This is a genomic window from Bacillus luti (genome assembly GCF_001884105.1).
Taxonomy (GTDB): domain Bacteria; phylum Bacillota; class Bacilli; order Bacillales; family Bacillaceae_G; genus Bacillus_A; species Bacillus_A luti.
Genome location: NZ_MACI01000043.1, coordinates 61,274 through 87,843, shown reverse-complemented (window position 1 = coordinate 87,843; position 26,570 = coordinate 61,274). Strand labels below are relative to the sequence as shown.

Below are 26,570 nucleotides of genomic sequence, written 5' to 3'. Positions count from 1 at the left end.
CCCCCACCTAACTTCTTTGCTTTCGCTGAATTTTGAGGTGGGGGTCTTACTGCCCATTAAAGCGGGATAAATCAATTTCAAAACAAAAAACTCCCTTCAAAAGACGAAGGGAGTTTTTTACACAATTATAAAATTTCGTTTGCTAAATGATACACAAGGTGAAACATCTATTTATTTCTATATTCATTATATCAAAAAGATACATAACTAAACAGACTTGTAATAAAAACCCATAAAAATTAAAATATGGTTGTACAGTATTTTTATTGTATGATGATTTTAAGAAATTCCCCTTAAAATCAACTTACTCACATACCTTTATACAGTAATTGTTCCCCAATTTCTGTATATCAAAAAACCTTTCATTCATTTGAAAGGTTTTTTTGAACCTGCGCATATTCTTCTTTCGTATTCACATTTATAAACCAATCTGCATTCGCTTGTACATCTTCACCAGCAATATATTTCACATTGCATTGTGATAAAAGCTGGCCCATACTTCTTTTCTCTTCCTGAAGTAAAGTGTAAATCTTCTCTTTCACACGGTTATGATACGCTGCAAGTAACGGCTGTTTTCTTCCATTAATAATAGGTACAACCGCATCATACTCATCACTCGTTTGCTCTAGTAAAATGGGAAACCATTCTTGTGAAACATTTGGCGCATCGCAAGGCATAATCGCGTACCAATCTGCTTCTATATATTCCATTCCTGATACAATTCCAGCAAGTGGTCCATTCCCTTTATAATGCGGAATATCTTCTATAACAGGAACTTGTATAAGTTGCTCTACTCGCTCTTTTATATCGGAGTGACTAATGACTACAACTTCTTGCAAAGTACTTGTCATCACTTTCGCAATATGCTCAACGAAAGTAGTCCCCTTCCAAATTGCTAGTGCTTTCGGCTCACCGAATCTACTCGACATACCGCCGGCTAATACAATTCCAGCCCACTTACTCATTGGCGATGCAGCTCAAATGTAATATGACCTAATTCCGGTAAAATTAATTTATTCATCGCAAGGCGAACGGCTCCGCTAGATCCCGGCATTGAAAAGACTACTTTACGCCCAATTGTACCGCCAATTGCTCTACTTAACATTGCGCTGCTTCCGATATCTTCTAAATAACTAATCATGCGGAACAACTCACCAAATCCGACAATTTCTTTATCTAATAGAACTGATACCGCTTCAATTGTGACATCACGCTTCGTAATACCAGTACCGCCATTCGTTAATACAACATCTACATCTTCCTTATGATAGCCAGCTAACACTGCTTGCTGAATGCTTTCTTTATCATCTTTTACAATTTCATAAGAAGTCACTGTATGTCCTGCTTCTTTTAACAATTCATGTAATAGTTGTCCGCTCTTATCTGTCTCTTCTGTACGTGTATCGGAAATCGTTATGATCTTGCAGCGCACTTCTTTTGGTGCTTGTTTTTTATGCTCGTTTACACTCATTTTTCATCTTTCCTTTCTTAAAGACTTTTCTTCATTTTATCATACATATCTTTACACAATTATGTATGAAGCCAATAATGCGCCATGATACAATATAAGTATACTAACCCACAAAAAGGAAAGTGCACTTTCTTATACTCCTAGACTACACATCTTTAGCTACTCTTTATATTTTCTACATAATAGAATTCAATTTTAAAACTTGTACTAAAAAATAAATTGGAGGTCTACATAGTATGGAACTATATAAAAAATTAACAACAACATTCATCCTCTTATTTATCGCTTCCATCACCGTCGGTTTTTCTCTAAAAGGGGCAATCCCATCCGCTACATTAGTGAGCATTATATTCGCAACGCTATTTTTACTATGCAGTGCTTTTTGCGCCGGAAAAGCACGCCAACTGAAAGGTTGATTTTCTATGTTCCGTAAGAAACCAATCCTTTGTAAATCATGTCAAAAAGAAATACAAACGTATGAAAAAGCATGGATTCATATGCCCTTTCCGGCAAGCGGAATGACAAATATGAAAAAGTATATTGAACTAGAAGGAGAAGTACATTGTCATTCATGTATTCAAATAATAAGTAAAACAAAATAAAAAAAGCTTTGCGCTCACCGCGCAAAGCTTTTTTTCATATATTATAGACCAGCTTGCTCTTTTAAAGCTGCAGCTTTGTCTGTACGTTCCCATGTTAGATCTACATCAGTACGTCCGAAGTGGCCGTAAGCTGCTGTTTGTTTGTAAATTGGGCGACGTAAGTCTAGCATTTTAATAATACCAGCTGGGCGAAGATCGAAGTTGTTACGAACTAGTTCTACTAATACGTCTTCAGATACTTTACCAGTGCCGAATGTATCAACTGAAATTGATACTGGTTGTGCTACACCGATTGCGTATGCAAGTTGTACTTCTGCTTTGTCAGCAAGACCAGCTGCTACGATGTTTTTCGCAACATAACGAGCTGCATATGCTGCTGAACGGTCAACTTTCGTTGCATCTTTACCAGAGAATGCACCGCCACCGTGGCGAGCGTATCCACCGTAAGTATCAACGATGATTTTACGTCCTGTTAAACCAGCATCACCTTGTGGTCCACCAATTACGAAGCGGCCAGTTGGGTTAATGAAGAATTTCGTTTCTCCATCCATTAATTCTGCTGGAACTACAGCTTTAATTACATGCTCTTTTAAATCGCGATCGATTTCTTCCCATGTAACATCTGGATGATGCTGTGTAGAAATTACGATTGTATCTACACGTACAGGTTTACCATTTTCATCATACTCAACTGTAACTTGCGTTTTTCCATCCGGACGTAGGTATGATAATGTATCATCTTTACGTACTTCAGTTAAACGGCGAGCTAATTTGTGAGCAAGCGAGATTGGAAGTGGCATTAACTCTTGTGTCTCATTACATGCGAAACCAAACATTAAACCTTGGTCTCCTGCACCAATTGCCTCAATCTCAGCGTCAGTCATTTGACCTTCGCGTGCTTCTAGCGCTTGGTCAACACCCATAGCGATGTCAGCAGATTGCTCATCGATAGATGTTAAAACTGCACAAGTTTCTGCATCGAATCCGTATTTTGCGCGTGTGTAACCAATGCCTTGAATTGTTTCACGAACGATTTTCGGAATGTCTACGTAAGTAGAAGTCGTAATTTCCCCCGCTACCAATACTAAACCAGTTGTTACAGTTGTTTCACAAGCTACACGTGCATTTGCGTCTTTTGATAAGATCGCATCTAAAATTGAATCAGAAATTTGGTCACAAATTTTATCTGGATGTCCTTCAGTTACAGACTCAGATGTGAACAGATGACGTTTTTTTGTCATGTGGTAAACCTCCCTACAGTAATTGTATATATTGTACGGAACTCATCCTTAATTTGCCACAAACTGCGACATACATTTATTCTCCCACACAAGCATACAGAAAAACCTTTCCCACTTTACATAGAGGAAAGGTTTAATTTGCTACTTGCATACTGCTTTTTGCCCTTCGCTCTTATCGTTCGAGACCTGTAGCCTCGCACAGGTTTTAGCACCTATTCACCTGTATTTACCAATACAGATGAGGTTGCTGGGCTTCATCGGGCCTGTCCCTCCGCCAGCTCGGGATAAGAGAGTATCCGTCCCAACCTATACTAAAGAAATGATATTCATTTGTCAATTAATATTCACATTTTCCTGAAAGTTTTTCTCAATAGAGAGAGAACGGAATATTAATAAGGAATTAATACATTCACACAAACAAAAATAAAGAAATAGTATACATTATTTATATAATTGTGTTATACTCTTGATGGGGATTACGAGAAATATTTCATTAAATGAAAAGGATGGTATATAAATATGAGTACTGTGAATGTCCAAATTGGTTTACATGAATTATTGAACGGAAGCAATGCACAGATTCAACTAAGTGTTCCGCAATTAGTGGAAAAAGTATTAATGCGAAATGAAGGGAAATTAACTTCGACTGGTGCCGTTTCTGCTTCAACTGGAAAATATACAGGACGTTCTCCTAAAGATAAATTTATTGTGAAAGAAGCATCGGTTGCTGACAAAATTGCTTGGGGAGCTGTGAACCAACCGATTTCTGAAGAACATTTTAATAAATTATATACAAAAGTATTAGAATACTTAAAAGAAAAAGAAGAGTTATTCATCTTCAAAGGATTTGCAGGCGCTGATCGCAACTATCGCCTACCAATTCAAGTTGTTAACGAATACGCATGGCATAATTTGTTCGTACACCAATTATTTATTCGTCCAACTGAAGAAGAATTAACAACTCATGAATCAGAATTTACAATTGTTTCTGCGCCGAACTTCAAAGCAGACCCAGCAATTGACGGCACAAATTCTGAAGCATTCATTATGGTTTCATTCGAAAAACGTATCGTACTGATCGGTGGTACAGAATACGCTGGAGAAATGAAAAAATCAATTTTCTCTATTATGAACTTCTTACTACCTGAACAAGATATCCTTTCTATGCATTGCTCTGCAAACGTAGGTGAAGAAGGCGACGTGGCACTATTCTTCGGATTATCTGGAACAGGTAAAACAACATTGTCTGCTGATCCAAACCGTAAATTAATCGGTGACGACGAGCATGGATGGTCTGATAACGGTGTATTCAATATTGAAGGCGGTTGCTATGCGAAATGCGTAAACCTTTCTCACGAGAAAGAGCCACAAATTTTCGATGCAATCAAATTTGGATCTGTTTTAGAAAACGTTATCATTAATGACCAAACGCGTATCGCAGACTACAACGATACTACTTTAACAGAAAATACACGTGCTGCATACCCTATGCATGCGATTGACAATATCGTACTGCCAAGTGTTGCAGGACATCCAAATACAATTATTTTCTTAACTGCTGATGCATCTGGCGTATTGCCTCCAATCAGTAAGTTATCAAAAGAACAAGCTATGTACCATTTCTTAAGTGGTTACACTAGTAAACTAGCAGGCACAGAGCGCGGCGTTACATCTCCGCAAGCTACATTCTCAACTTGCTTCGGTTCACCATTCTTACCACTTGATGCATCTCGCTATGCTGAAATGCTTGGTGAAAAAATCGAGAAACATGACGCAAAAGTATTCTTAGTAAACACTGGCTGGACTGGTGGCGAATACGGCGTTGGTAAGCGTATGAACTTAGGTTACACTCGTGCAATGATTCAAGCAGCATTAAGCGGCGAACTTGCGAAAACTGAAACAGCTAAACATGACATCTTCGGTCTTGAAGTTCCACTTCACGTACCAGGTGTACCTGACGAAGTGTTAATGCCTGAACAAACTTGGGCTGATAAAGCTGCTTACAAAGCAAAAGCAATCGAGCTTGCAAATGAATTCAAAGAGAACTTCAAAAAGTTCGAAAGCGTTTCTGAAGACATTATTAACTTAGGCGGTCCAATCGCTTAAGTACAAATTTTCTGTTGGAATAACCCTTTACTCATATGAATAAGTGTCGTGTAACCGTAAAGTTCCGCGTACTCACCGACAAAACCCAATGCGGCTTAACGGTTACACACACTTACATAAAAAAGAAGCTTACGTTTTTTACGTAAGCTTCTTTCTATATCTTAAAACTTTAATCTCTTCATCTGTAACTTAACTCATAAAATCACTTACCAACATCAAAAAATCACTTACCAACATCAAAAAATACAGAAAATTCATTTTATAATCATTCGTTTTAATTTTCTTATGATATAATTTACATATATAGGAAGGGGTGGAACCTATGAAAATTTTTTCTCGTACAGGAAAAATTTTATTCAGTTATGGAGCAATCCAAATGTTTTGGGGACTTGTGATGCTTAACGTTAATTTATTTGAGCATACAAGTGAAACGATAAAATACATTATTCTAATTACCGGAATAATTTGTTGTATTATATCCAACTTTTTTAAAGAACCTAAGGGTCATACTAATAAGTGATTTCATGTTAACTTATTGGAAGCTGAAACCTGTATTTTATGCAAAGTTTCGCTTCCTGTTGTACATCCATCGCCGGATCCTCTATTTCATCTAAAAAGAGGCTTTTTAACTCTTCGTTAATTCCTTCTCATCTTTCATACTATAGTATCCTAAATTAACAACAATTAAGAAATAACCGCCCATAATCCCTACTGCAAACGCCCACATCACCATATGGTGCTCAATTTCATACATAATAATGGCACCCAAAATAGCAGCTGCAAAACGATTAAACATACCGAGCGTCGGTGCTTTCGTCTTCTTTACAATACAATCTCCAAGTTTTTCAATCCGTCTTCCTAAAAGCCAAACACAATACATACTTACAATAAGTCCAATTCCTGCACCTAAAAAATGTGCTGAAAACGGTGTTACCATCCAGCCTAGCAACAAAATACCTAGTAGATAATACGATTGAATTTTAAACGACCTTAATGACATACTAATCATGCTGTTCTCCTCTTCTTCTGTAATGTTTATCTATCCAACAAAAATTTCTTTCAAATCTATACTGCTTACATCCATTTCACTCAAATTAAAAACAACATAAACACAATGTTTATGTTGTTTGAATGTTTTTAGGAAATAATATTATACAAGATTTCAAACATCATATTCTCATAATTTGTGACGTTTTTCCAAACATTTTTCGTCCATTTATGAAAAAATTGATATCAATCTATGAACATACGGATATGATGTAATGAGTACACAAATAAAGGGGGCGTCTAATGATTTATTTTTTAATGGCTCTCATCCACCTCATTGTCCCTGCACTTATTGGACTTTCATTGTATTGGTACACGAAAAATCATAGTATTTTCTATGCTGTCCTCGGTGTTCTTCTTCCAGGTATTATTCTTATTACACTCTTCCGCATTCCGTTTTTAAACTTAATTCCACTTATTACTGCGATCTTATTTCTCATCTTCTTACCAAAAATAAAAAAATAGGAAAGCAGATCATAGGTGATCTGTTTTCCTATTTTGATATAGGTTCCCCCGCAGTAGAATGTACTTTTACTTTCTCTGATTTCACAAACCATAGACCGAAGAAAATGACCATTCCACCAATTATTTGTTGTAATGAAATATATTCCTTTGCCCATACTGCTGCAAATAAAACAGCTACAAGTGGCGTTATATACATATATACCATCGTATGTGACGCTCCAATTTTTTGAACTCCAACATACCACATAACTAAACCGAACACTGTTACAAAGAAAATAGAATATAGTAAAGCAAATAGTGTCATTCCATGTGTAATGTGAAATGGCATTATAAATACGTATGGTCCACTTAAAAGCAAAAGCGGAATCGCGCCAACTAGTGCTGACCATGCGGTAACACGTAGTGCTGAATATTTTTTAATTAATGGACTTGCTAAAACAGGATAAAGCCCCCAGCATATTGATGTAATTAATCCAATGCCATTCCCGTAAAAAGAACTAGCAAGTGAGTTCCCTGCTACTAAAACTAAAGCTGCACCACAAAATGCAATGATAGAACCGATAAGCTTTCGAGAAGAAAACTTTTCTTGTTTCAAGAAAATCGCAAATACAGTTGTAAAAATTGGTGAAATAGAAATAAGTAAAGAGGCATTTGTAGCGGATGTATATTTGACAGTTTCCATAAATAACGTTTGATACAGTACAATACCTACAACGCTAACGATAATTAATCTAGGTATATCCTTTCGCTCCATATAAACCGACTTTTCAATAAAAAATGTAAGGAGTAACATAAGCGGTGCCGCCGATATCATCCGAAGTGCAGTAAACTCAATTGCTGTAAATTCTAAAAGTCCATATTTCGCAATCGTAAAGTTAATCCCCCAAATAATAACGACACTTAAAAGTAATAACTCCATTCCCCATTTTCTCATGCGTATCCCCTCCGCAAATACGATTATACAGAAAATTCAATCACATGTACATTTCATTGTATTAAGTAGCTCATTTTGTAAACGAAGTCATATCGGCAATTCAACAAGGGGTATTAATTTATCAACAAAAACGCCAATAATAACATCTTATATAATTAAAGAAGACCGCTTCAAAAATATTTTTGGGCGGCCTTTTCTTTGTTACACTCGAACATGTAACTTCATATTTGGATTATAAAACTGGCTCGGGCTTTTTAGCTGAAAAGTCCCTCCACCTTCATGCCAATCGACTGTTAACTTGTCATCCATAAATACAAGCTTTGTACGATCTGCGATAAAGCTAAATTGGTTTGATTCAATATCTACATCACGCTCATCTTTTTCTGCTATAGCTACTAAATCGATAATTCCGCTCATTACACAACCGCAACCTTCATTATCGTAGAATAATTTTATATATTTCGCTTCACTTGGAATCGTATCCATAATCTTTTTATATGCTGCTTCTGTTACAGTAACGTACATACTCTAATCTTCATCCTCTCTTCTCGTATCCTTCATATATTGTACCACTATTTTTCTAAATCATTGTATACAAAAAATTAAGACTAACATATGTGATAAAAGAGGCTGTATCACACTCTGTCTCTAAATATTTAGTGAAAGAAAAATTGATATATGATTGGTTTAATGCGAATTTTGATATAAATATTGCTTTGCTTCCGCAAGAAAAATGGTTCCTCTAAAAAAATTCAATTCTCCCCCCTATTTTTGAAATCTATATACACAATACAATCAACCACACAAAAACATAGAATTTCTAATATATATATAGTAGTTCTATTTTTAAAACTAGATTTCCAAAATGTAGAAAGGAGAACGTACATGTATCAACGTAATTGCTTTAGTTGCGACGGCAGACGAAACGGCAGTTCTATTGGTAGTACCGGTGCTACCGGAAGCACCGGGCCTACAGGGGCTACAGGACCGACTGGGGCTATAGGACCTTCCGGTGCCGGTTTACAAAGTACTACCACCTTTAGTCTAGCAGCCGCTCCCAACTATAAAAAAGGACAAGTTGTCACTTATACGGGCAGCGGCTATGTTGTTAAAAAAGATGCACCTCAAGGTTTTCCAAATATATCTCTAGATTATATCGTATTAGTGGAAAGTGGACCTACGGGGAGCACTGGACCTTCCGGAAACACTGGATCTACCGGGAGCACTGGACCCACTGGCATCACTGGACCTTCCGGAAACACTGGATCTACCGGGAGTACTGGGCCCACTGGCATCACCGGACCTTCCGGAAACACTGGATCTACCGGGAGTACTGGACCCACTGGCTCTGCGGGTAGTGCTTCAGCTAAAAGTATTGTTTTTCAAGGAACAAATGCTGGGTTCCAACGTATAGCGGGCTCTCCTGGAATTGACTCTAATGTTATTCCATATGTCACTGCTGGATCCGGTAGTATAGTTGGCTTTGCTGCGTCAATAAATGTAAATAACTTACCTGCTTCTGTTTATACGATTGATATTTGCAGGAATGTCCCCACAAACCTCACTGCCCCTACCTCTAGTTACATTCTATCTACTATTACCTTAACTACTACTGACAAAATTACCGGAACTATGGTATTTTCAATTAAACCGACGGATACTGGATCGGGACAAATTCAAGTATTTAATCCTACTCCAGCAGTAGGTCCAGCTACTGTAACCTGGACTAGCATTACAGCTGGAAACCCCGTTTCGAGAGGAGATGCTCTATCCCTTTATATTGCCCCTGGAATTACTGCCAGTGCTGTATATTCTGTTTTTCTAATCACTAATATTTAGTTCCCTCTTTAAAGTAATTTATTTAACAAAAAAGAGATCACTCTCAAATAGGTGATCTCCCTTTTTAAAACTCCACTACTATATCGGCAACATAATATTAACCGTCGTTCCAACCCCAACTTCACTTTCAAAACTCATCTTACCGTTGTGGTCTTTAATAATTTTTTCTGTAACTACTAATCCTAATCCTGTTCCCGTTTCTTTCGTTGTATAAAAAGCTTCATTTAACTTCGGAATTTTCTCTTTTGGAATTCCGCAACCTTCATCTTTCACTTGAACAATGATTCCATCTTCTACAATTACTTTAATCGTAATCGTTCCGCCAATTGACATTGCTTCAATTGCATTTTTAATTAAGTTAAAAAACACTTGTTTTAATCGTTTTTCATCACATGTGATTAACGGTATGTCTTTACTGTAAATACCTTGTATGTGTACCCCTTGTTCTAAAGCAGGCTTGCCCATAACTTGAATAACATAAGAGATAATTTCTTGTATATTATGAGTTTCTGATTCTATCGAATTAGATTTCTCAAGCCCGCTAAGTTCTGTAGCAATTGTATGAATTCGATCTACCTCTTGTTTCATAATATCACTATAAATCTTGTCTTCTGGATATTTGTTTGCTTGCTTATTCACAAGTTTTTTCAAATTTGCTAGAGGTCTTCTAATTTTATAGCCAATAGCTGTCGCCATTTTCCCAACTGTTGCTAATTTTTCTGTTTGTTTTATTTCTTTATCCATCATCTCAAGCGTACGAACATAAGACTGCAGTCTCAAAAATATAATCCAACATATAATAGCAAATACGCTACATAATGCCATTGGGATTAATACGAGAGAAGATTGAATAATGATTCCTATAAGAGCGTACTTTCCAACCAGTATCCCTACGACTAACCAAAAATATCTTTTACTTACAAAGATTGGTGCGAATAAAATAAAGAATCCTTCTACTATATTCCCACCATCAAACTCAGCATCGCTACCATAGTAAATCATAATATTATGAATAAAATCTAACAGATTATAGCCAATTAGAATCATATACTTTACCATAAATGGATTCTTCCATTTCATGAAGTATATTCCAGTGCAAAATAAGATTATCATCAAAACATAAAGCCATAAACCTAAACCATCTTCAAATACGCCTACCCCTTCTTGCTCTGCACCTATTAAAGGTACGATAAATTCATAGGCAAGGTCATATACAAAAAATATAATAAAAAATAAGCTTAAAAACGCTTTGAGCGCCTTTATTTCTTCATTTTCAAATATATAGTCTTTATTCATATGGTAACTCCTAGCTTTTCCTCTACCTGTATTTCATTATTTTCATACTTTTTTGGGAGAGAAATGTCTATTCTCGTTCCAATATTTCTTTCACTTAAAATATGTAATTCACCAAGATGCTCAGTAACAATTCGATCTGCTACCGTAAGTCCCAGACCAATTTTATCGTGTTTCGTTGTATAGAAAGGCTCTTTAACAAGCGTTATATATTCATCCTTAATTCCATAGCCATTATCAATTATACTGATCATTACATAATCTTGATCTTTATTTTCTATTCGTAACTCTAATATTCCACCTTGCTCCATTGCCTCCAGAGCATTTTTTATAATATATATACATACGCCCTTTATTTTTCGTTCATCACATTCAATCTCTATCTTTTTTCCTTCCACATTAGAAATAAGCTGAACATTTGACTCACACATTTTTTCACGAAGAGTTGCTGCTGCTTGTAATACAATCTCTCCTACATCATGTTGCTTATAAACAGAGGGTTTGCATGTAGCAACTTCCATCAATTCACTAATCATATTATTCATATTCTCTATTTCAAGAATCATCCGTTTATAAATTGGATCTTCCTCATGCTTCTCTCGCTGTAATTGTGTAAATCCTTTTAATGAAGCAAGTGGATTTTTAATTTCATGTCCAACTGTCGCTGCCATTTTTCCGATTACTGCTAACTGTTGTGATTCACTAGCAATCTTAATACTTTCCTTTACCGCTGAAAGATATTGCAAGAATCGATTTAAAATGATGTATGTAGCTATTAATACAAGTGTGTACATAATAAGGAACATGAATGCTTTTACTTCCTCTAATACAAATAAATAAATCAAATATTTCCCTATAATAGCCGCCAGTAAACACACAAAATATTTTTTATTTAAAAATATAGGTACAAAGAAAATGAGAATAATTTCTATTACATTCGTGCCATCAAATGCCGCCTTATTATAAAGCATATACAAAAGTATATTAGCGATTTCTATCCCTATGTATACGAGGATCCCAGCGTATTTAATAAGATTTGCTTTTTCTTTTTTTATTAAATATATATTCACGCACAATATTGCTACTCCGCATATAACTTGCCACATTCCTCTATGCAAATTTTCCATTGGTGCTTTATTTTCTAATAGGGTTGTATAAAGAACTTGGTATACAACAACAATGACAGATAGCAGCCATAAAAAGATTTTGGCATTCCTTTCTTCTTCTTTATATGATAGAAAACTTTCTTTCACTTCAACACCCCTTCAAAATAATATCTCGAAGAATACCATTTATTATAATAAATGATTTTCATAGACAAACAAAGATAAATCGAACATTTGAGGAAAATCATCCCAAAATAGCAATGTCTTCAGGCTATATGTAAGCATAAAAACTTTAAACAATAATACGTATATTATGGGAGGTGTTTTATATGGACGGCAAAGAAAATAAAAAGACAGAACAGCTCGAATCCTTTACACGTAATAATGAAGGAAAGGAAATGACAACAAATACAGGTGTTAAAATTTCAAATGATGAAAACTCTTTAACCGTCGGCGATCGTGGTCCTACCCTTCTAGAAGATTTCCTTATGCGAGAAAAGCTTTCTCATTTTGATCGTGAACGAATTCCTGAACGAGTCGTTCATGCACGAGGATACGGTGCACATGGTGTTTTCGAGCTATATGAATCTTTAGAAGAACTAACAATGGCAAACTTTCTACAAGACCCTTCAAAAAAAACGCCGCTTTTCGTTCGTTTCTCTGAAGTAGCCGGATCAAAAGGTGCAAATGAAACGAATCGAGATGTAAGAGGGTTCGCTGTTAAATTTTATACAGAAGAAGGTAATTTTGATTTAGTCGGTAACAACATCCCGATATTTTTCATTCAAGATGGTATTAAATTTCCCGATCTCATTCATGCTCTTAAACCAGAGCCTCATAATGAAATTCCACAAGGACAAACAGCGCACGATACGTTTTGGGATTTCATCGCCAATAATCAGGAGTCCGCTGCAATGATGATGTGGATTATGTCCGATCGTACGATTCCGCGAAGTTTTCGAATGATGCAAGGCTTCGGCGTTCATACATTCCGTTTAGTTAATAAAAATGGAAAATCCCGTTTTGTAAAATTTCACTGGAAACCAAAGCTTGGTGTCCATTCATTAATTTGGGATGAAGCTCAAAAGTTAGGCGGTGCTGATCCAGATTACCATCGCCGTGATTTGTGGGAAAATATTAATGCTGGAAACTATCCGGAATATGAACTTGGCATTCAAATTTTAGAAGAAGAGGATGAATTTAAATATGATTTCGACATATTAGATGCAACGAAAATTTGGCCTGAAGAAGATTTCCCGGTTAAAATCATCGGAAAAATGACGTTAAACAGGAACGTCGATAATGTATTTGCTGAAACAGAACAAGTCGCACTGCATCCCGGAAGCATCGTCCGCGGTATTGATTTTACCAATGATCCTCTCTTACAAGGCAGGCTCTTTTCTTACACTGATACACAATTAGCACGCGTCGGTACAAATTATCAAGAGTTACCGATTAATCGTCCAGTATGTCCTTTTCATAATAACCAGAGAGATGGCGCTTCTAAATATATAATCGATAAAGGAAAAGTTGCTTACCATAATAACTCCTTAGCAAATAATTCTCCTTACACTGTGCCTGGGACAAAAGGCGGCTTCGTTACATATCCTTCTACTGTATCTGGACATAAAACGAGAGAAACAGCCGCTAGTTTCAAAGACCATTTCTCTCAAGCTCGTTTATTTTGGAATAGTATGAGTAACGTCGAAAAAGTTCATATTATGCAAGCCTTCTCCTTTGAATTAGGAAAGGTTAAAAGTAAATCCGTCCGCCAACAAGTCGTAGATATGGTCGGGCATATTAGTACAGAATTAGCCACATTAGTAGCCGAAGCAGTCGGAGCAAAAGTCCCTAATGTTCAAGAGTCCAACGTTACAACGGTCTCTCCAGCACTGAGCATGGCAAATACGACATTTAGTCCAAATACATTACGGGTAGGTGTCATCGTTGCAAACGGATATGATGGACAAAATGCACAATATATAATAAATCAGTTGAAGCAAGTTGGCCTTCAACCAGTCATTATTTCTGAAAAACTAGGCACAGTGCAAGGAACACAAAATGTACAGTGGGAAGTAAATGATACTTTCCTAACTGGATCTCCGCTTCTTTACGATGGTCTCCTTCTTATTGGTGGAAATATGGATAAACATTTTCTTAATAAAGCAAATTCATTTGTCGTAGAATCATATAATCACTTTAAGCCAATTGGTTCCTACCAAAATGGTTCTACTATTATTCAATCTTTAAATATCGAAGGAAAGCCTGGTGTCTTAATAGAACAAAACCCTCCGCTCCTAGCAAATGAATTTATTCAAGCGATGACAAAACAACGTTTTTGGAATAGGGCCTACTAATACACATAAGGGGGATACTGCATGTTTATTACGGTCGAGAAAGATGTGCATATTTTTGTGCAAGACGTTAATCCCGGTCCTGGTAGTAAAACGGTTTTTTTCGTCCATGGCTGGCCTTTAAATCATCAAATGTATCAATATCAACTCAATGTTTTACCACAGCATGGTTTTCGCTGCATCGCCATGGATATACGCGGAAATGGGCAATCTGATAAACCGTGGACTGGTTACACATATGATCGATTAGCCGATGATATCGCAATTGTTCTAGAAGCACTCCAAGTAGAAAATGCTACGTTAGTCGGTTTTTCAGTCGGTGGTGCTCTTTCTATTCGCTATATGTCCCGCTATAACGGTCACCGCATTTCTAAGCTCGCATTAATTGATGCGGTCTCTCCTTCATTCGTTAAAAATCAAGAATCCCCTTACGGTGTACCAAAAGAACAAGCAGATGCGCTCATTAATCAAATGTATGTAAATTTACCAAAGTTTTTAAGTGACGTATCTTTATCATTTTTTAATAGAAACTTAGGGGCTGCTACGTTAGAATGGTTTTCTTATCTCGGTATGCAGTCCGCTTCCTATGCTCTCATCAAAATTTTGCAAGCAGCTGCAAACGAAGACGTAACGAAAGATTTAAGCAAGATTAACGTTCCGACAAAAATATTCCACGGCGTTCACGACCAACTTATCCCGTATAAAAGCGCTGAGCTTACGCAAAAGCGGATTAAAAATGCGCAACTACATGCTCTGACAAATAGTGGCCACGGTTCCCCAATCGATCAAGCAGATGAATTAAATACGGAACTTATAAAATTTTTAAATTCATAGTCCCGCTGCAATAAAAAAAGAATTTGCCCTTACAGCAAATTCTTTTTTCTTAACTACCTTTTTCTATCGATTTAGACGATACCTGAATGAACAAAGCTTTATCTATTTCTTTCTTTTCCTTTCCTTGTTCATATGGCTCATTCTTTTTCTTTTTATCCATAGAATATAAGCCTCTACCTCGCTCTTTCTTTATTCCTTTAATCATTAAATGTAAAACGAATATCGAAACCGTAAAGAATAATAGTGGTGCAATGACAATCCATGGTGCCGCTAAAAATTCATTTTTGTATAGACCAATTAACCCCGCCCATTCATTCGTAAGTGAGTATGGCTTCCTCGTATCATAATCTATACCTCGTCCCCCTATTAAAATCCCAAAAAACGCTAAATGAATTAATAACGTAAATAATTGAACAAACTGCTGTAAAAAAAGAACAACAAGAATTTCTTTTAAATACAACCATATATGCTTTCTAATAATCCGAAACCTTGAAGCACCTAATATTTTCGAAGTAGTAACAAACTCATTTTTCATAAATAAATTGATTTCTTGATTCACATAAAGAATAACAGCTGGCAGTAGCGCAAAACAAAGAACAGTAAATTGCTTTATAATAATCTCCATATTAAATCCAGTTAATTCACTGTGCAACATGATTGGAAATATCCACAAAATCGCCCATAGCACTGTCGGAATGAAGAAATACACTTTACATATTTTTTGAAATAAATTTTGTACGATAGATGGTGTATGAGCTAATATTACACCTAATACCGTACCGAGAAACACTTGTACAACACATATGCCAAATACGAATAAAATGGTAAACTTTGCCCCTACTAATAATTGAAAAAATAAATTCAAACCGTTACGATCTGTACCGAGCGGTGGTACTGTAAGTGGATTGAACGGAGCTGCCCCAACAACATTCCCACTCTCATCTCTTATCCATATCGTCTTACTCGTATATAAATCCTTACCAAACCACGTAATAAGATAACTAATTACAACAATCCCTACAAAATACAGGACACCAAACAAAAAACGTTTGGAGCGAAAGTTTCTATATATCATGAGAAGCCCCTCCTGTAATACGATTTACTCGGTAATGTATAATAGCAAATAGAATATAGAATGGAACAAATAATAAAAGAATCCACCATGCCATCGTTAAAGGATTTAAAGTACCTGCCCTTACTAAGAAAGACATATACCCTGTAATATTAAAGGCACCTTCTACCATTAAGAGGCTTGAAATCATGAACAAGAACAGTGGCTGTAAGTGATTTAACAGATGATACATTATATTACGTAATAAATGCACATACAGTATATATTTATTACTAAACCCTTTTGCACGAGCAAATTCCACATAAGGCTTATTCTTCTCTTCCATTAAAAATAAAACGATAATACGGAAAAAATGCAGAGTTGGAACGATAGTCATACAAAGAATAGGTAAGAAATAGGCACGTTCATCATTAAACGCATAAATAGTAACGAAGCGATACCCTGTCTGTTTATACAGCCATACAGCAAATAATTGTAAACTAAAAATTAATAATAAATCTGGAACTGATTCTATTAAAATTAAACAACTCTCAATCCCCTTTTTAATTTTAGAAGAAACTAATAAGTATACGGATGAAAGACCAATTGAAAGTATAATTGTTAAACAAGTAGCAATTAAAAGAATGGTCATAGAATACGTATACGGTTCCATAATTCGTTCAAAAAAAGGAATTGACTGCATAGTGTTTGTATCAATATGTGCAATATCCTTTGGCGAAGCTAACCTCTCTAAATATGTAGTAAAACTAAGGCTATTCCCTAAAAACAAAGAAAATGGCAAATAACTTACAGTCAGAATAACTGCGATACTAATAAAAAACTCTACTATTTTCCCACCCCAAAAACTTTTCAATATTCCACCTCTTTTTACATTTTTTTCAGTTCTCTCTTATTTTAATTGATTTTTCTGATAATTAAAACTATATATATAAAAGTACTTTCCTAAAATCAAACTTTTAACTAGAAATTATTTTCTTTATGGTTAAGATTATAAAGTGAAACTTTAATCAGTGGGGGTTTTCTTCATCCCCCACTGATTATTAGTTGAACCAATCGGACTTTTATGGGCAGTTGATCCCCCACCTAACTTCTTTGCTTTCGCTGAATTTTGAGGTGGGGGTCTTACTGCCCATTAAAGCGGGATAAATTGAACTCGTACACAAACTGCATTATATCGGCTTAGCAACCAATTAAAAAGAGGAGTTCGCCCTAAAGAACGAACTCCTCTTAAACATATTAAACAAACTGTCCAATGATATATAACATCCAAATGTGTGCTGGATAAAATACGTAAAACATATACTTTGCCCACGTCTTATTATAGCCTCTTTCTCCGTTATAAAGTAGCAAGAACGGCAGGGCGAAAATCATCATCCATTGATAATTTTCAAGTAGAGCATGTATTGTAAAGATCGCTCCCCCTTCTGCAATCCACCCCATAGCTATTGTAGCAACAACGCTACTTACAACATACGCTATCGACAGTTTCAACTTATCATGTCTAAAGAAATAAAAAGCATATACAGACATAGCACCAAAAATGCTCATCTCTGGCAATAAAGCAATAGCAGTTCCTAACACAACATATATGAAATGCATTATCGTTTTTTTCTTCATAAATTGTTCTAACGTAATTAATAATATAAATGCAAAAACAAAGTATAGAAAAATGTTATTTTGTATGCCCTCTCCTTTTGGAGGAACAAGTAGCATAATAAGAATACTTCCCGTCTTCATAATAACTGCCCACATAAACATTCTTGCTATGTATTTTTTCCGGCTTCGCGTATAAAAGAATCCTTCTACAACAAAATATAGAAAAATTGGTGCAACAATACGTCCTACGTATGTTAACCAAATTGGGCTATTCGGTATGTATTGATACACATGATCACAGACCATTAATATCATTGCTAACATTTTTAATTGAAATCCAGTTAATCTCATTTTCTCCCTCCAATTACGATTTTACAAATTTAGAGGGATTTATTATAACTCTTTAGTCCGTAATTTTGAAAGGGATAATAATTCACATATTTCTCACAAATCAATTAATAAAACGATTACATTTTCATATATACTAAAAGCACAGGTAATACTCCCTAAACCCAGCTTGTCTGGTTACCCCGTTAAATATTAAAAAGAACTTGTACCCATGATACAAGTTCTTTTTGTTTCCTTTATTTAAAGAGTGTTTCTTTACTATACTGCTTTCCAGCGAGTAAATCATATTGGATCATTTTATACTGCTCCAACATGTCTTTTTGTTTCTTTGTTAAATCTATCTCTTCCCCATCTTTATTAACCTTTAATTCATCTCTAAGCACTGGTATTTCTTTATGCATTTCTGATAAAAATTGGTAGTACGGTGATTTATTTAATCCTGCATAATCAAACACAAGATTAGAGAAATAAATTGGACTTACTAAACCTAAATTATCATTTGGCAAATCAAAATTTGCATACATTAACAATGGTGTTTCTGCCATAGCTAATCTTTCACTTACAGTTTCTTCATTCTCTATATATCCTGCTTCTTTATAAATAGACTTATTAGTCCCTAATAAAGGCAAATGGTCTCCGAAGAAAACTACTAAAGTAGGTCTTTCTAAATCGTCAAGCTGCTCTATTAAATACTGCAGCGCTTCATCCGAGAGTCTTACGCCTTCCGTATATGCTTCTAATTCCGCCTTCGATTCCTCTTCTGTTAATCCACTAATCTCTATTTTGTTTTCACCAAACATATTTTCCTTATATGGAAAATGATTTTGCATCGTCACCGCGTGGATAAACGTCGGTTGTTTTCTCTTATTCAATTCATCTATTATTTCTTTACTCATAGATAAATCACCGATATTGTCTCCCACTACTTCAGTGTTTTTCATCGTGTCTTCTGCATTAAAATGATCGAATCCCAACGTTTTATATACATCGTCCCTTTTATAAAACGATCTATTAAAAGCATGAATTGCACTTGCATAGTACCCTTGTTTTTTCAATTCGCTTGCAATAGACGGAATTTCTTTCTGACTTGGAATGGCTTGTTGATATGGTATAGAACCAGGCATTAAGAGACTCATCGAGTAACCTGTTAATGCTTCAAATTCTGTATTCGCTGTATTTCCGCCAAATGTAGGGGCTATCGTTTGTCCCCCAGGAAAATTCTCTATATAATGATGTAAATTCGGCACTGGATCTTCGCTAAACGAAAGATTCGTTAATTTTGTCGGATCCCAAAAAGCTTCACTCATAATAAATATAATATTCGGCTTCTCTACCTTTTTTTGTCCACCTATATTGCCACCATATGTTTTCTCTATATCCTTAGCAATACGCTGCATATTTTCCTTTGAATATCCCTCTGGTTCTTCGATGACCGTCGTATCTAAGTTACTTAAAAATCCTATAACAAAACCATTTACCTGATAATTTGTAGTTTGATTCCACGCACGAATGTCTACTCCACCTTTTTGGAATAAATTATTCATAAAGGTATTAGAAAAATTACTATATGCATACACCATAAACGCAGATCCACATACTAAAATAATCCTTATAATAATATGAGATTTTATAACTGGAATATGCTTTCGTATATACATAACTACACATATAAGCAACCCAATACAAACTATTACGAGAAACATCTTCCAAAAACTAAAGGCTTCCATAACCATCGGTATAACAGAATCCATATGAGCGATTTGTGTGAAATCAGACGGATAGAATGGATCTCCTCTAAACATGATTTTAAAATAGTTCACCAGCACAAAAACAAGTAAGACTACACTAGTTATCGTTGTACTTAAGAAAATTCTTCCAAGCAAACTATACACAAAAATATATACCATATAAATAAACAATAGACTTAACATATACTGTCCATGTTGTAAATAAACCCACGTATTTACTAAAAGAAGGTTCATATCTTCCTGTATCATGATATACATCCAGTTCATTGTATGTGCGATCAAAAATAATACGATGTACACTCGAATGGCTGGCCTAAGCTTATGACTAATGCCTTTATTTAAATGAATGACGTATAAGAGTACGCCCCACAAAATAATAATGAGTATACTGAGTTGCATTTTCCCGTCAAAAAATTCTTTAGTTTTCTCGAATTCGAAAGAACTTAGTATTACAAAAAACAATGTCTCTAAACAAATTGCCCACATTCCACTAAGAATGATTGAAATTAATAGGTTCTTTTTCGGCTGCTGAGCCGAAAAGCTAAAATGAAATTCATCTCTTCTTCGTCGCTGTGTTAAAACATTAAAACGCAATTTATTCCCTCTTTCCTTTACCCCTTCGCCTCGCATCAGCAAACATATTGTCCTATACAAAATACCATATTTATATGCAGTTAGTCTCCCGTTGTGTTTGTATTATACACATGTATCCTTAATTTCCCCTTAAAAATAACACTTTTTCTTCTCTATATTCTACCAACATAAATAAACTATACTCCATAAAAATATTACTATAAAAAAAGAACCCATCAACACTGACAGGTTCTTTTTCATTCTAACAGACATTCGTCTATTCATTATATAAAAGAATATATCCATACTTTCCATATAATACATACGATTATTAGAAATACAAAATCAAAAAAATCTAGTCTTGGCCCCTTTTTCATCGTCATATCTAACCACATACGAACCCATTTTACTTCCTTGTATTTATGAATATTTTTCTTTGCAAATTGGTAACTAAGAAATTGCATAATGAAGAATCCAACTACTAAAATGAACAATAGTATGAGAAAATCAATCACTAAGTTCCTCCCTATTTTTGTAGCGCTTTTTCAACGATATGATTCTTCAAAACCCACTCCTCAAACTGAGCACTTCCAAATTCCCAGCTTAAATCACGAGCATGTACAGAAAAAACGTAATAACCAGCATATTCGTCCATAAACCTACCTATCTCTACCTCATTTTTCTGAATACCATATACCCCAAAATTAAAATACACATCCCATACGTCTTCATGCTTTCTCTTGTAAGCAATCGATTCCATATCACATTCTGCTCCGAAATAGTCAAGATGTAAATGTACGCTATCATCGTATTCGTACTCCATTTTATCACCCCTTATATTTGTACTTCTTTATCCTCCAAAAAATTCCTGCTATCTATACTCACATATGGGCACTTACCTACATATCCTGCTTGTAGATTGACTTCTAGGAGGTGTCATTTAATGAAAAAATTAATAGCTGTTTTTTGCATCCTGTTACTGGCTGTTTTCACATTCGCTGCTTGTAGTAGCAAAAAAGAAGGTACGAAAGATCAAACTCAAAACATCCGCATCGGTGAAGTTACCCATTCTCTCTTCTATGCCCCATTATACGTTGGAATTGAAAAAGGATTTTTTAAAGATGAAGGATTAAATATTGATTTACAAACAACAGCTGGCGGAGATAAAACGATGACTGCCCTTTTATCTGGCGGAATTGATATTGCTCTCGTCGGTTCCGAAACGTCCATTTACGTTCATCAACAAGGAGCAAAAGATCCTGTCATCAACTTTGCGCAACTCACACAAACAGATGGAACATTTTTAGTATCGCGTAAAAAATTAGATTCTTTTAATTGGAATGACGTGAAAGGTGTTACGTTTTTAGGACAACGTAAAGGCGGCATGCCGCAAATGGTTGGAGAATATGTTTTAAAGAAAAATGGCATTGACCCCCACAAAGATACAAACTTAATTCAAAATATCGAGTTTGCTAACATTGCAAATGCCTTCTCATCTGGCACTGGAGAGTTCGTACAGCTCTTTGAACCGACTGCAAGTATACTCGAAAAAGAAGGAAAAGGTTATATCGTCGCTTCGTTCGGAAGTGAATCCGGTACTGTTCCTTATACATCGTTCATGGCAAAGGAAAGTTTCTTAAAAAAGGATAAAGTTGCTGCTGAAAAGTTCACACGTGCTCTCTATAAAGCACAACAATGGGTTGATACTCATAGTCCAGAAGAGATTGCTGATGCCGTTTCTCCTTTATTTAAAGACACTTCAAAAGACATTACAGTAAAAGTAATTGAACGGTATAAAAAGCAACATTCCTATGCGACAAATCCGCTATTAGATGCTGAAGAATGGAAACAACTCCAAACGATTATGAAAAATGCTGGCGAATTGCAAAAAGAAGTCCCACATGAAGCGCTCGTCAATACAAAAATTGCCGAAAGCGTTATTAAGAAATAGAGGCGAAGTGTATGAGTTTTTTACAAATACGTAACGTTTCTCACTGCTTTTTCGCAAAAGAGAATGCCAAACTGATTCTCGAAGATATGAGCTTACAAGTGGAAGAAGGCGAATTTATTTCTATACTCGGTCCAAGTGGTTGCGGCAAAACGACTCTCCTCTCCATTATCGCTGGGCTACTTGATCCAATTGAAGGTATCGTCTTTTTAGATGGTGAACCGATTACAACGAAAACTTCATCTATGGGATATATGCTTCAGCAAGACTACTTGTTTCCTTGGAAAACAATTGAAGAAAATATTATGCTCGGACTTCACACCCGAAAAATTTACGATGAACAGACGAAAAAACATACTTTACAGCTTTTAAAACAAGTCGGTCTACATGATGTAGAAGAACTATATCCCCGCGAATTATCGGGTGGTATGCGTCAACGTGCCGCTCTCGTTCGAACGTTAGCGACCGATCCGAAAATTTTATTGCTAGATGAACCATTCTCGGCGCTCGATTATCAAACGAAGCTGAAACTAGAAGAGCTCGTCTTCAACTTGCTACGCAAATATAAAAAAACGTCACTCCTTGTAACACATGATATCGAAGAAGCAATTGCGATGAGTGACCGTATTTATTTACTACAAGCGAACCCTGGAAAAATTGCAAAAACATTCATCGTCCCGGAAAGTATCCGTTCCTTATCACCGTTAGAATCACGCCACCACCATGACTTCCCATCCCTCTTCCAAAATATATGGAAGGAGCTGGAGCGCCTTGGATAATATAAAGCAACTACATGAACAGTTTCGAAAGAAAGAACGCAGGCGCGCATGGTTAGCCAGGTCGTTACAACTTTTACTACTTATTCTTTTCTTTGCACTATGGGAAATAGCTAGTAAAAAAGAGTGGATTGATCCTTTACTCTTTAGCTCTCCTTCAAGCATTTGGGATCTCTTCCTTAGTAAATGGATTGACGGTTCTCTTTTGGTTCACATATGGACGACATTGCTTGAAACGGGAATAGGTTTCATTCTTGGAACAGTACTTGGAGCAATCATCGCTACTTTCCTTTGGTGGATGCCACTTTTAGCGCGCGTACTTGATCCATATCTGGTCGTCCTAAACGCCATGCCAAAAGTCGCACTTGGTCCGATTATCATTGTAATCTTCGGTCCAAATATTTCATCGTCTATTGCAATGGGCGTAATCATTTCCATCATCATTACCATCCTCGTTATTTACAGTGCATTTCAAGAAGTCGATTCTAACTATATAAAAGTGATGGACACATTTGGCGCAAATAAATGGCAATGTTATAAGCAAGTTATACTCCCCTCATCGTTCCCAGCCATTATTTCAACGCTAAAAGTAAATGTTGGCTTGTCATGGGTCGGTGTTATTTTCGGTGAGCTTCTCGTGTCTAAACAAGGACTTGGCTATTTAATTAGCTACGGATTCCAAGTCTTTAACTTCACGCTCGTCTTACTTAGCGTACTCCTCACATGTGTCCTTGCAACTCTTATGTATGTGTTTGTTGAGGCATTCGAGAAACTTCTAATTGGAAAACAAAAAAGAAGCTGACCCTACACATTATAGTCAGCTTCTTTCTTTTACTTTTTATCACACAACTTTGTTTCATTTGTAACGTTTCCATCCGCAACCGTAACTGTATGGAAACAATCTTTCACACGTACTGTAACGACATTATCTTTTCGATCTATCACATGATAATCATTGAACTTTTTATTTAATGCACTACGAATTTGCTCCCCTTCAAAGATCGGAAAACTATGAGACATTACCCAAATGAGACCAGCAACAGCAAGAATCGTTTTCATACGTTTCATTACCTCCTCGAGAGTAAACTTATATCCCCTACAACACGCGCATTATAATTGTGTCTAAATTGTGACGTTTTTATACTAATTCTATTTTATAACGCCAGTTCCTTCTTCTTTTTGATAAAAAGACAGAATTTTCAATTTTATTAACGAAGAAAAAACGCAAAGATTTGAACGTCTTTGCGTTTTCGTTTCACCACTCCTACATATCGAGCATATAACTCACATTAGTATCTACTTTATTGTTCTATCGTTTTTGAAACATCGTATAATCCCGATAATACTTCTGCTCTCATTTTTACAAGTTCAGGGAATTGATAGAAGAAAGCAATCTTCTTATACTTTAGCGCTGTCCCTTCTTTCACTTCTTTTGAATCTTGTAAAATAAACGCTGTAAATGTATCTGCGATATCTTCCGCTACATTGGTTGTTCCGTATTCAGATACAAACTCATCTTGTCTCTCCTTGAAAAATTGCATTTGAGCTTCTTCACTTTCTTCCACTTTCTTCTCTGTCCACTCTTGCTCAATTTGTTTCCAGAAAGAATTATGGAATTGATTAATATAAGAACTCTCCTTCGCACACCCTTCTTGTAAGAAAAGCGATTTACATTTATTTTGATATGATGCAATATCTTTATCTTCTTCAAAAGCCTTTAAGTACTGTTCATTTACTGGTATTTGTTTATGACCTAGCGTTAACACGTGAGCAGTCTCATGAATTAATGTTTTCATCACTTCATCGATATTTACTGCAGAATCAAGCGTATCTAAACTAAGAACCCATTCTTTCGGATATTCCATACTTGGCATAACATGGGCCACAATTCCATCGTAACCGTCTGTCATCATATCGAATTCTTTTATGTCGCTGCGATATTTAGCTGGAATAAGAGTGCTGTACATGTCCCATAATGATTCATGGTACCCTCTATCTTGACGTTGTTGTAGCACCTCTTCTTTCGCTTCTTTATCTTCAGCGAATACTTTATTTAAACGTTTCCGTTCTATTTTTTCAAAATAAGGATCTACAATTTCATCACCATCAATATAATAGGAAGCTAAAAAGAAATAATTTTCATCATCGTCTTTTTTCTGCTCTGCTTTTTTCATCTCATTACTTGCAGTATGTTGCTCCGTTACATCCTCTTCTGGTACTTCAAGTTCTGAAAGTCCATCTATCTTTCCATATACTTTTTGGAGCGTTTTATCGCCTATTTCTGTACATTCTTCTGTCGTTTCGCACACATCTTTCTTCTCTCTTTTCAAAGTTTGCTCCGCCATATCACATCCGGCGACTAAACCAATTGAAATTATAAAACATGTTAACTTTCCATACAATTTTTTCATTTAAACCTCCGTCGTTACAGCCTACAAAAATATGATAATCATTTTCTAACGAATATGCGATAATTATTTATAAAAGCTTTGAGGAGGTTACATATGATTCACGCTGTGCTATTTGATTTAGATGGGACACTATTAGATCGACGACAATCTTTAGAGCGATTTATTCATGACCAATACAATCGCTTTTCTCTTCATTTTATGAACATTGAACAATCCGAGTATTGTTCTCGTTTTCTCGAACTCGACAACAATGGCTACACCTGGAAGGATAAAGTATATGCTACTCTCATTGGCGAATATAACATTACCACTTTAACACCAGAGCAACTGCTGCACGACTACATTACAAATTTTCAACATCATTGTATCCCTTTCCCAAACATGCATGAATTACTTCAACAATTAACACAACAAAATATTAAAATCGGCATTATTACAAACGGCTTTACTAACTTTCAAATGAGCAATCTCCGTGCTCTGAACTTACATACGTATACAAACACCATTCTCATTTCAGAAGCGGAAGGAATGAAAAAACCTCATCCTGACATTTTCAAACGAGCTTTACAAAAGTTAGGTGTTAAGGCAGAAGAATGTCTTTACGTTGGGGATCATCCTGAAAATGATGTACTTGGTTCTGAACAAATAGGGATGCTTGGCGTTTGGAAGAAAGATTCATTTTGGAGTGACTTTGAGCATTCACGTATGGTGGATGATTTACTGGAGGTCCTCTCGTTTTTAAAGGCAGAGATCAAAACAATTCAATAGTAAAAGGAGGCTTCGTTTCCCGAACGCCTCCTCTTCCT

At 35.8% G+C, this 26,570-nt stretch carries 28 protein-coding genes, 1 pseudogene and 1 riboswitch; of the genes and pseudogenes, 13 read left to right on the top strand and 16 right to left on the bottom strand.

Annotated features, from left to right (window positions below; all coding sequences use genetic code 11):
- Positions 1-362: 362 nt before the first annotated feature.
- Together BAQ48_RS10175 and BAQ48_RS10170 are read right to left on the bottom strand one after the other, a co-directional pair.
- The gene (locus BAQ48_RS10175) at positions 363-965 is read right to left on the bottom strand and encodes a molybdenum cofactor guanylyltransferase (RefSeq protein WP_071710983.1); all 603 of its coding nucleotides are present in this window, start codon (positions 963-965) and stop codon (positions 363-365) included.
- Positions 962-1,471 (bottom strand): MogA/MoaB family molybdenum cofactor biosynthesis protein, encoded by a 510-nt coding sequence (locus tag BAQ48_RS10170; protein ID WP_071710982.1) that lies wholly within the window; start codon positions 1,469-1,471, stop codon positions 962-964. The genes BAQ48_RS10175 and BAQ48_RS10170 overlap by 4 nt, the downstream gene beginning before the upstream one ends.
- A 236-nt stretch (positions 1,472-1,707) precedes the next feature.
- Between BAQ48_RS10170 and BAQ48_RS10165 the strand changes: the two genes are divergently transcribed.
- Positions 1,708-1,887 carry a hypothetical protein gene (locus tag BAQ48_RS10165; protein ID WP_071710981.1) on the top strand — a complete coding sequence of 60 codons (180 nt, stop codon included), beginning with the start codon at positions 1,708-1,710 and terminating at the stop codon, positions 1,885-1,887.
- 6 nt (positions 1,888-1,893) lie between these two features.
- Positions 1,894-2,073: a hypothetical protein gene (locus BAQ48_RS10160; RefSeq protein WP_071710980.1), complete on the top strand. Its 180-nt coding sequence runs from the start codon at positions 1,894-1,896 to the stop codon at positions 2,071-2,073.
- A 41-nt stretch (positions 2,074-2,114) separates the two neighbouring features.
- Here the strand turns inward: BAQ48_RS10160 and metK are convergent, their stop codons facing one another.
- Positions 2,115-3,314: a methionine adenosyltransferase gene (gene metK / locus BAQ48_RS10155; RefSeq protein WP_000163118.1), complete on the bottom strand. Its 1,200-nt coding sequence runs from the start codon at positions 3,312-3,314 to the stop codon at positions 2,115-2,117.
- Positions 3,315-3,483: 169 nt separating this feature from the next.
- A riboswitch (SAM riboswitch) is annotated at positions 3,484-3,605 on the bottom strand.
- A 228-nt stretch (positions 3,606-3,833) separates the two neighbouring features.
- Here metK and pckA point away from each other — a divergent pair.
- Entirely contained in the window at positions 3,834-5,420 is a 1,587-nt protein-coding gene (pckA, locus tag BAQ48_RS10150) for a phosphoenolpyruvate carboxykinase (ATP) (protein ID WP_071710979.1), read from the top strand.
- A 322-nt stretch (positions 5,421-5,742) separates the two neighbouring features.
- Positions 5,743-5,940: a hypothetical protein gene (locus tag BAQ48_RS10145; RefSeq protein WP_071710978.1), complete on the top strand. Its 198-nt coding sequence runs from the start codon at positions 5,743-5,745 to the stop codon at positions 5,938-5,940.
- Positions 5,941-6,045: 105 nt separating this feature from the next.
- Here the strand turns inward: BAQ48_RS10145 and BAQ48_RS10140 are convergent, their stop codons facing one another.
- Entirely contained in the window at positions 6,046-6,429 is a 384-nt protein-coding gene (locus BAQ48_RS10140) for an ATP synthase subunit I (RefSeq protein ID WP_071710977.1), read from the bottom strand.
- A gap of 281 nt (positions 6,430-6,710) precedes the next feature.
- On the opposite strand from BAQ48_RS10140, the gene BAQ48_RS10135 reads away from it, so the two are divergent.
- Positions 6,711-6,932 carry a hypothetical protein gene (locus tag BAQ48_RS10135; RefSeq protein ID WP_000639047.1) on the top strand — a complete coding sequence of 74 codons (222 nt, stop codon included), beginning with the start codon at positions 6,711-6,713 and terminating at the stop codon, positions 6,930-6,932.
- Positions 6,933-6,960: 28 nt separating this feature from the next.
- On the opposite strand, the gene BAQ48_RS10130 is transcribed toward BAQ48_RS10135, so the two are convergent.
- Both BAQ48_RS10130 and BAQ48_RS10125 read right to left on the bottom strand, forming a co-directional pair.
- Positions 6,961-7,866 (bottom strand): DMT family transporter, encoded by a 906-nt coding sequence (locus BAQ48_RS10130; protein ID WP_071710976.1) that lies wholly within the window; start codon positions 7,864-7,866, stop codon positions 6,961-6,963.
- 201 nt (positions 7,867-8,067) lie between these two features.
- Positions 8,068-8,391 (bottom strand): iron-sulfur cluster biosynthesis family protein, encoded by a 324-nt coding sequence (locus BAQ48_RS10125; protein WP_071710975.1) that lies wholly within the window; start codon positions 8,389-8,391, stop codon positions 8,068-8,070.
- 107 nt (positions 8,392-8,498) lie between these two features.
- On the opposite strand from BAQ48_RS10125, the pseudogene BAQ48_RS28610 reads away from it, so the two are divergent.
- Both BAQ48_RS28610 and BAQ48_RS10120 read left to right on the top strand, forming a co-directional pair.
- Positions 8,499-8,612, top strand: a pseudogene (locus tag BAQ48_RS28610) (Nif3-like dinuclear metal center hexameric protein); the annotation flags it as partial.
- Between the two features lie 139 nt (positions 8,613-8,751).
- Entirely contained in the window at positions 8,752-9,705 is a 954-nt protein-coding gene (locus BAQ48_RS10120; protein ID WP_071710974.1) for a collagen-like domain-containing protein, read from the top strand.
- Positions 9,706-9,783: 78 nt separating this feature from the next.
- Here the strand turns inward: BAQ48_RS10120 and BAQ48_RS10115 are convergent, their stop codons facing one another.
- Positions 9,784-11,001, bottom strand: coding sequence for an ATP-binding protein (locus tag BAQ48_RS10115; protein WP_071710973.1), 1,218 nt, complete (start codon positions 10,999-11,001; stop codon positions 9,784-9,786).
- Positions 10,998-12,251 carry an ATP-binding protein gene (locus BAQ48_RS10110; RefSeq protein WP_071710972.1) on the bottom strand — a complete coding sequence of 418 codons (1,254 nt, stop codon included), beginning with the start codon at positions 12,249-12,251 and terminating at the stop codon, positions 10,998-11,000. The genes BAQ48_RS10115 and BAQ48_RS10110 overlap by 4 nt, the downstream gene beginning before the upstream one ends.
- A gap of 182 nt (positions 12,252-12,433) precedes the next feature.
- Between BAQ48_RS10110 and BAQ48_RS10105 the strand changes: the two genes are divergently transcribed.
- Both BAQ48_RS10105 and BAQ48_RS10100 read left to right on the top strand, forming a co-directional pair.
- Positions 12,434-14,461, top strand: coding sequence for a catalase (locus BAQ48_RS10105; RefSeq protein ID WP_071710971.1), 2,028 nt, complete (start codon positions 12,434-12,436; stop codon positions 14,459-14,461).
- A 21-nt stretch (positions 14,462-14,482) separates the two neighbouring features.
- On the top strand, positions 14,483-15,292 hold the full coding sequence (locus BAQ48_RS10100; RefSeq protein WP_071710970.1) for an alpha/beta fold hydrolase: 810 nt from the start codon (positions 14,483-14,485) through the stop codon (positions 15,290-15,292).
- A gap of 49 nt (positions 15,293-15,341) precedes the next feature.
- On the opposite strand, the gene BAQ48_RS10095 is transcribed toward BAQ48_RS10100, so the two are convergent.
- From BAQ48_RS10095 to BAQ48_RS10070, 6 genes are all read right to left on the bottom strand, one after another.
- The gene (locus BAQ48_RS10095) at positions 15,342-16,367 is read right to left on the bottom strand and encodes an ABC transporter permease subunit (protein WP_071710969.1); all 1,026 of its coding nucleotides are present in this window, start codon (positions 16,365-16,367) and stop codon (positions 15,342-15,344) included.
- Positions 16,357-17,217 (bottom strand): ABC transporter permease subunit, encoded by an 861-nt coding sequence (locus BAQ48_RS10090; protein ID WP_071710968.1) that lies wholly within the window; start codon positions 17,215-17,217, stop codon positions 16,357-16,359. Before BAQ48_RS10090 ends, BAQ48_RS10095 begins: the two co-directional genes overlap by 11 nt.
- 383 nt (positions 17,218-17,600) lie before the next feature.
- A complete protein-coding gene (locus tag BAQ48_RS10085) occupies positions 17,601-18,311 on the bottom strand; it encodes a TraX family protein (protein WP_071710967.1) in 711 nt (236 codons plus the stop codon).
- A 233-nt stretch (positions 18,312-18,544) separates the two neighbouring features.
- On the bottom strand, positions 18,545-20,686 hold the full coding sequence (locus BAQ48_RS10080; RefSeq protein ID WP_071710966.1) for an LTA synthase family protein: 2,142 nt from the start codon (positions 20,684-20,686) through the stop codon (positions 18,545-18,547).
- Positions 20,687-20,913: 227 nt separating this feature from the next.
- Entirely contained in the window at positions 20,914-21,144 is a 231-nt protein-coding gene (locus tag BAQ48_RS10075) for a hypothetical protein (protein ID WP_071710965.1), read from the bottom strand.
- Between the two features lie 11 nt (positions 21,145-21,155).
- Positions 21,156-21,452 carry a DUF3986 family protein gene (locus BAQ48_RS10070; protein WP_071710964.1) on the bottom strand — a complete coding sequence of 99 codons (297 nt, stop codon included), beginning with the start codon at positions 21,450-21,452 and terminating at the stop codon, positions 21,156-21,158.
- 120 nt (positions 21,453-21,572) lie between these two features.
- On the opposite strand from BAQ48_RS10070, the gene BAQ48_RS10065 reads away from it, so the two are divergent.
- Genes BAQ48_RS10065 through BAQ48_RS10055 form a run of 3 tightly spaced genes read left to right on the top strand, consistent with a single transcriptional unit; the run spans position 21,573 to position 24,155 of the window.
- A complete protein-coding gene (locus BAQ48_RS10065; RefSeq protein ID WP_071710963.1) occupies positions 21,573-22,580 on the top strand; it encodes an ABC transporter substrate-binding protein in 1,008 nt (335 codons plus the stop codon).
- Between the two features lie 11 nt (positions 22,581-22,591).
- Complete coding sequence (locus BAQ48_RS10060) at positions 22,592-23,356, top strand: ABC transporter ATP-binding protein (RefSeq protein ID WP_000009052.1); 765 nt, start codon at positions 22,592-22,594, stop codon at positions 23,354-23,356.
- Complete coding sequence (locus BAQ48_RS10055; protein ID WP_071710962.1) at positions 23,349-24,155, top strand: ABC transporter permease; 807 nt, start codon at positions 23,349-23,351, stop codon at positions 24,153-24,155. Before BAQ48_RS10060 ends, BAQ48_RS10055 begins: the two co-directional genes overlap by 8 nt.
- A 29-nt stretch (positions 24,156-24,184) precedes the next feature.
- On the opposite strand, the gene BAQ48_RS10050 is transcribed toward BAQ48_RS10055, so the two are convergent.
- Together BAQ48_RS10050 and BAQ48_RS10045 are read right to left on the bottom strand one after the other, a co-directional pair.
- Positions 24,185-24,412, bottom strand: a complete 228-nt coding sequence (locus BAQ48_RS10050; protein ID WP_000849121.1) for a hypothetical protein — start codon at positions 24,410-24,412, stop codon at positions 24,185-24,187.
- A 242-nt stretch (positions 24,413-24,654) separates the two neighbouring features.
- Complete coding sequence (locus BAQ48_RS10045; protein WP_071710961.1) at positions 24,655-25,764, bottom strand: hypothetical protein; 1,110 nt, start codon at positions 25,762-25,764, stop codon at positions 24,655-24,657.
- Between the two features lie 93 nt (positions 25,765-25,857).
- On the opposite strand from BAQ48_RS10045, the gene BAQ48_RS10040 reads away from it, so the two are divergent.
- Positions 25,858-26,532 (top strand): HAD family hydrolase, encoded by a 675-nt coding sequence (locus BAQ48_RS10040; protein WP_071710960.1) that lies wholly within the window; start codon positions 25,858-25,860, stop codon positions 26,530-26,532.
- Positions 26,533-26,570 lie beyond the last annotated feature (38 nt).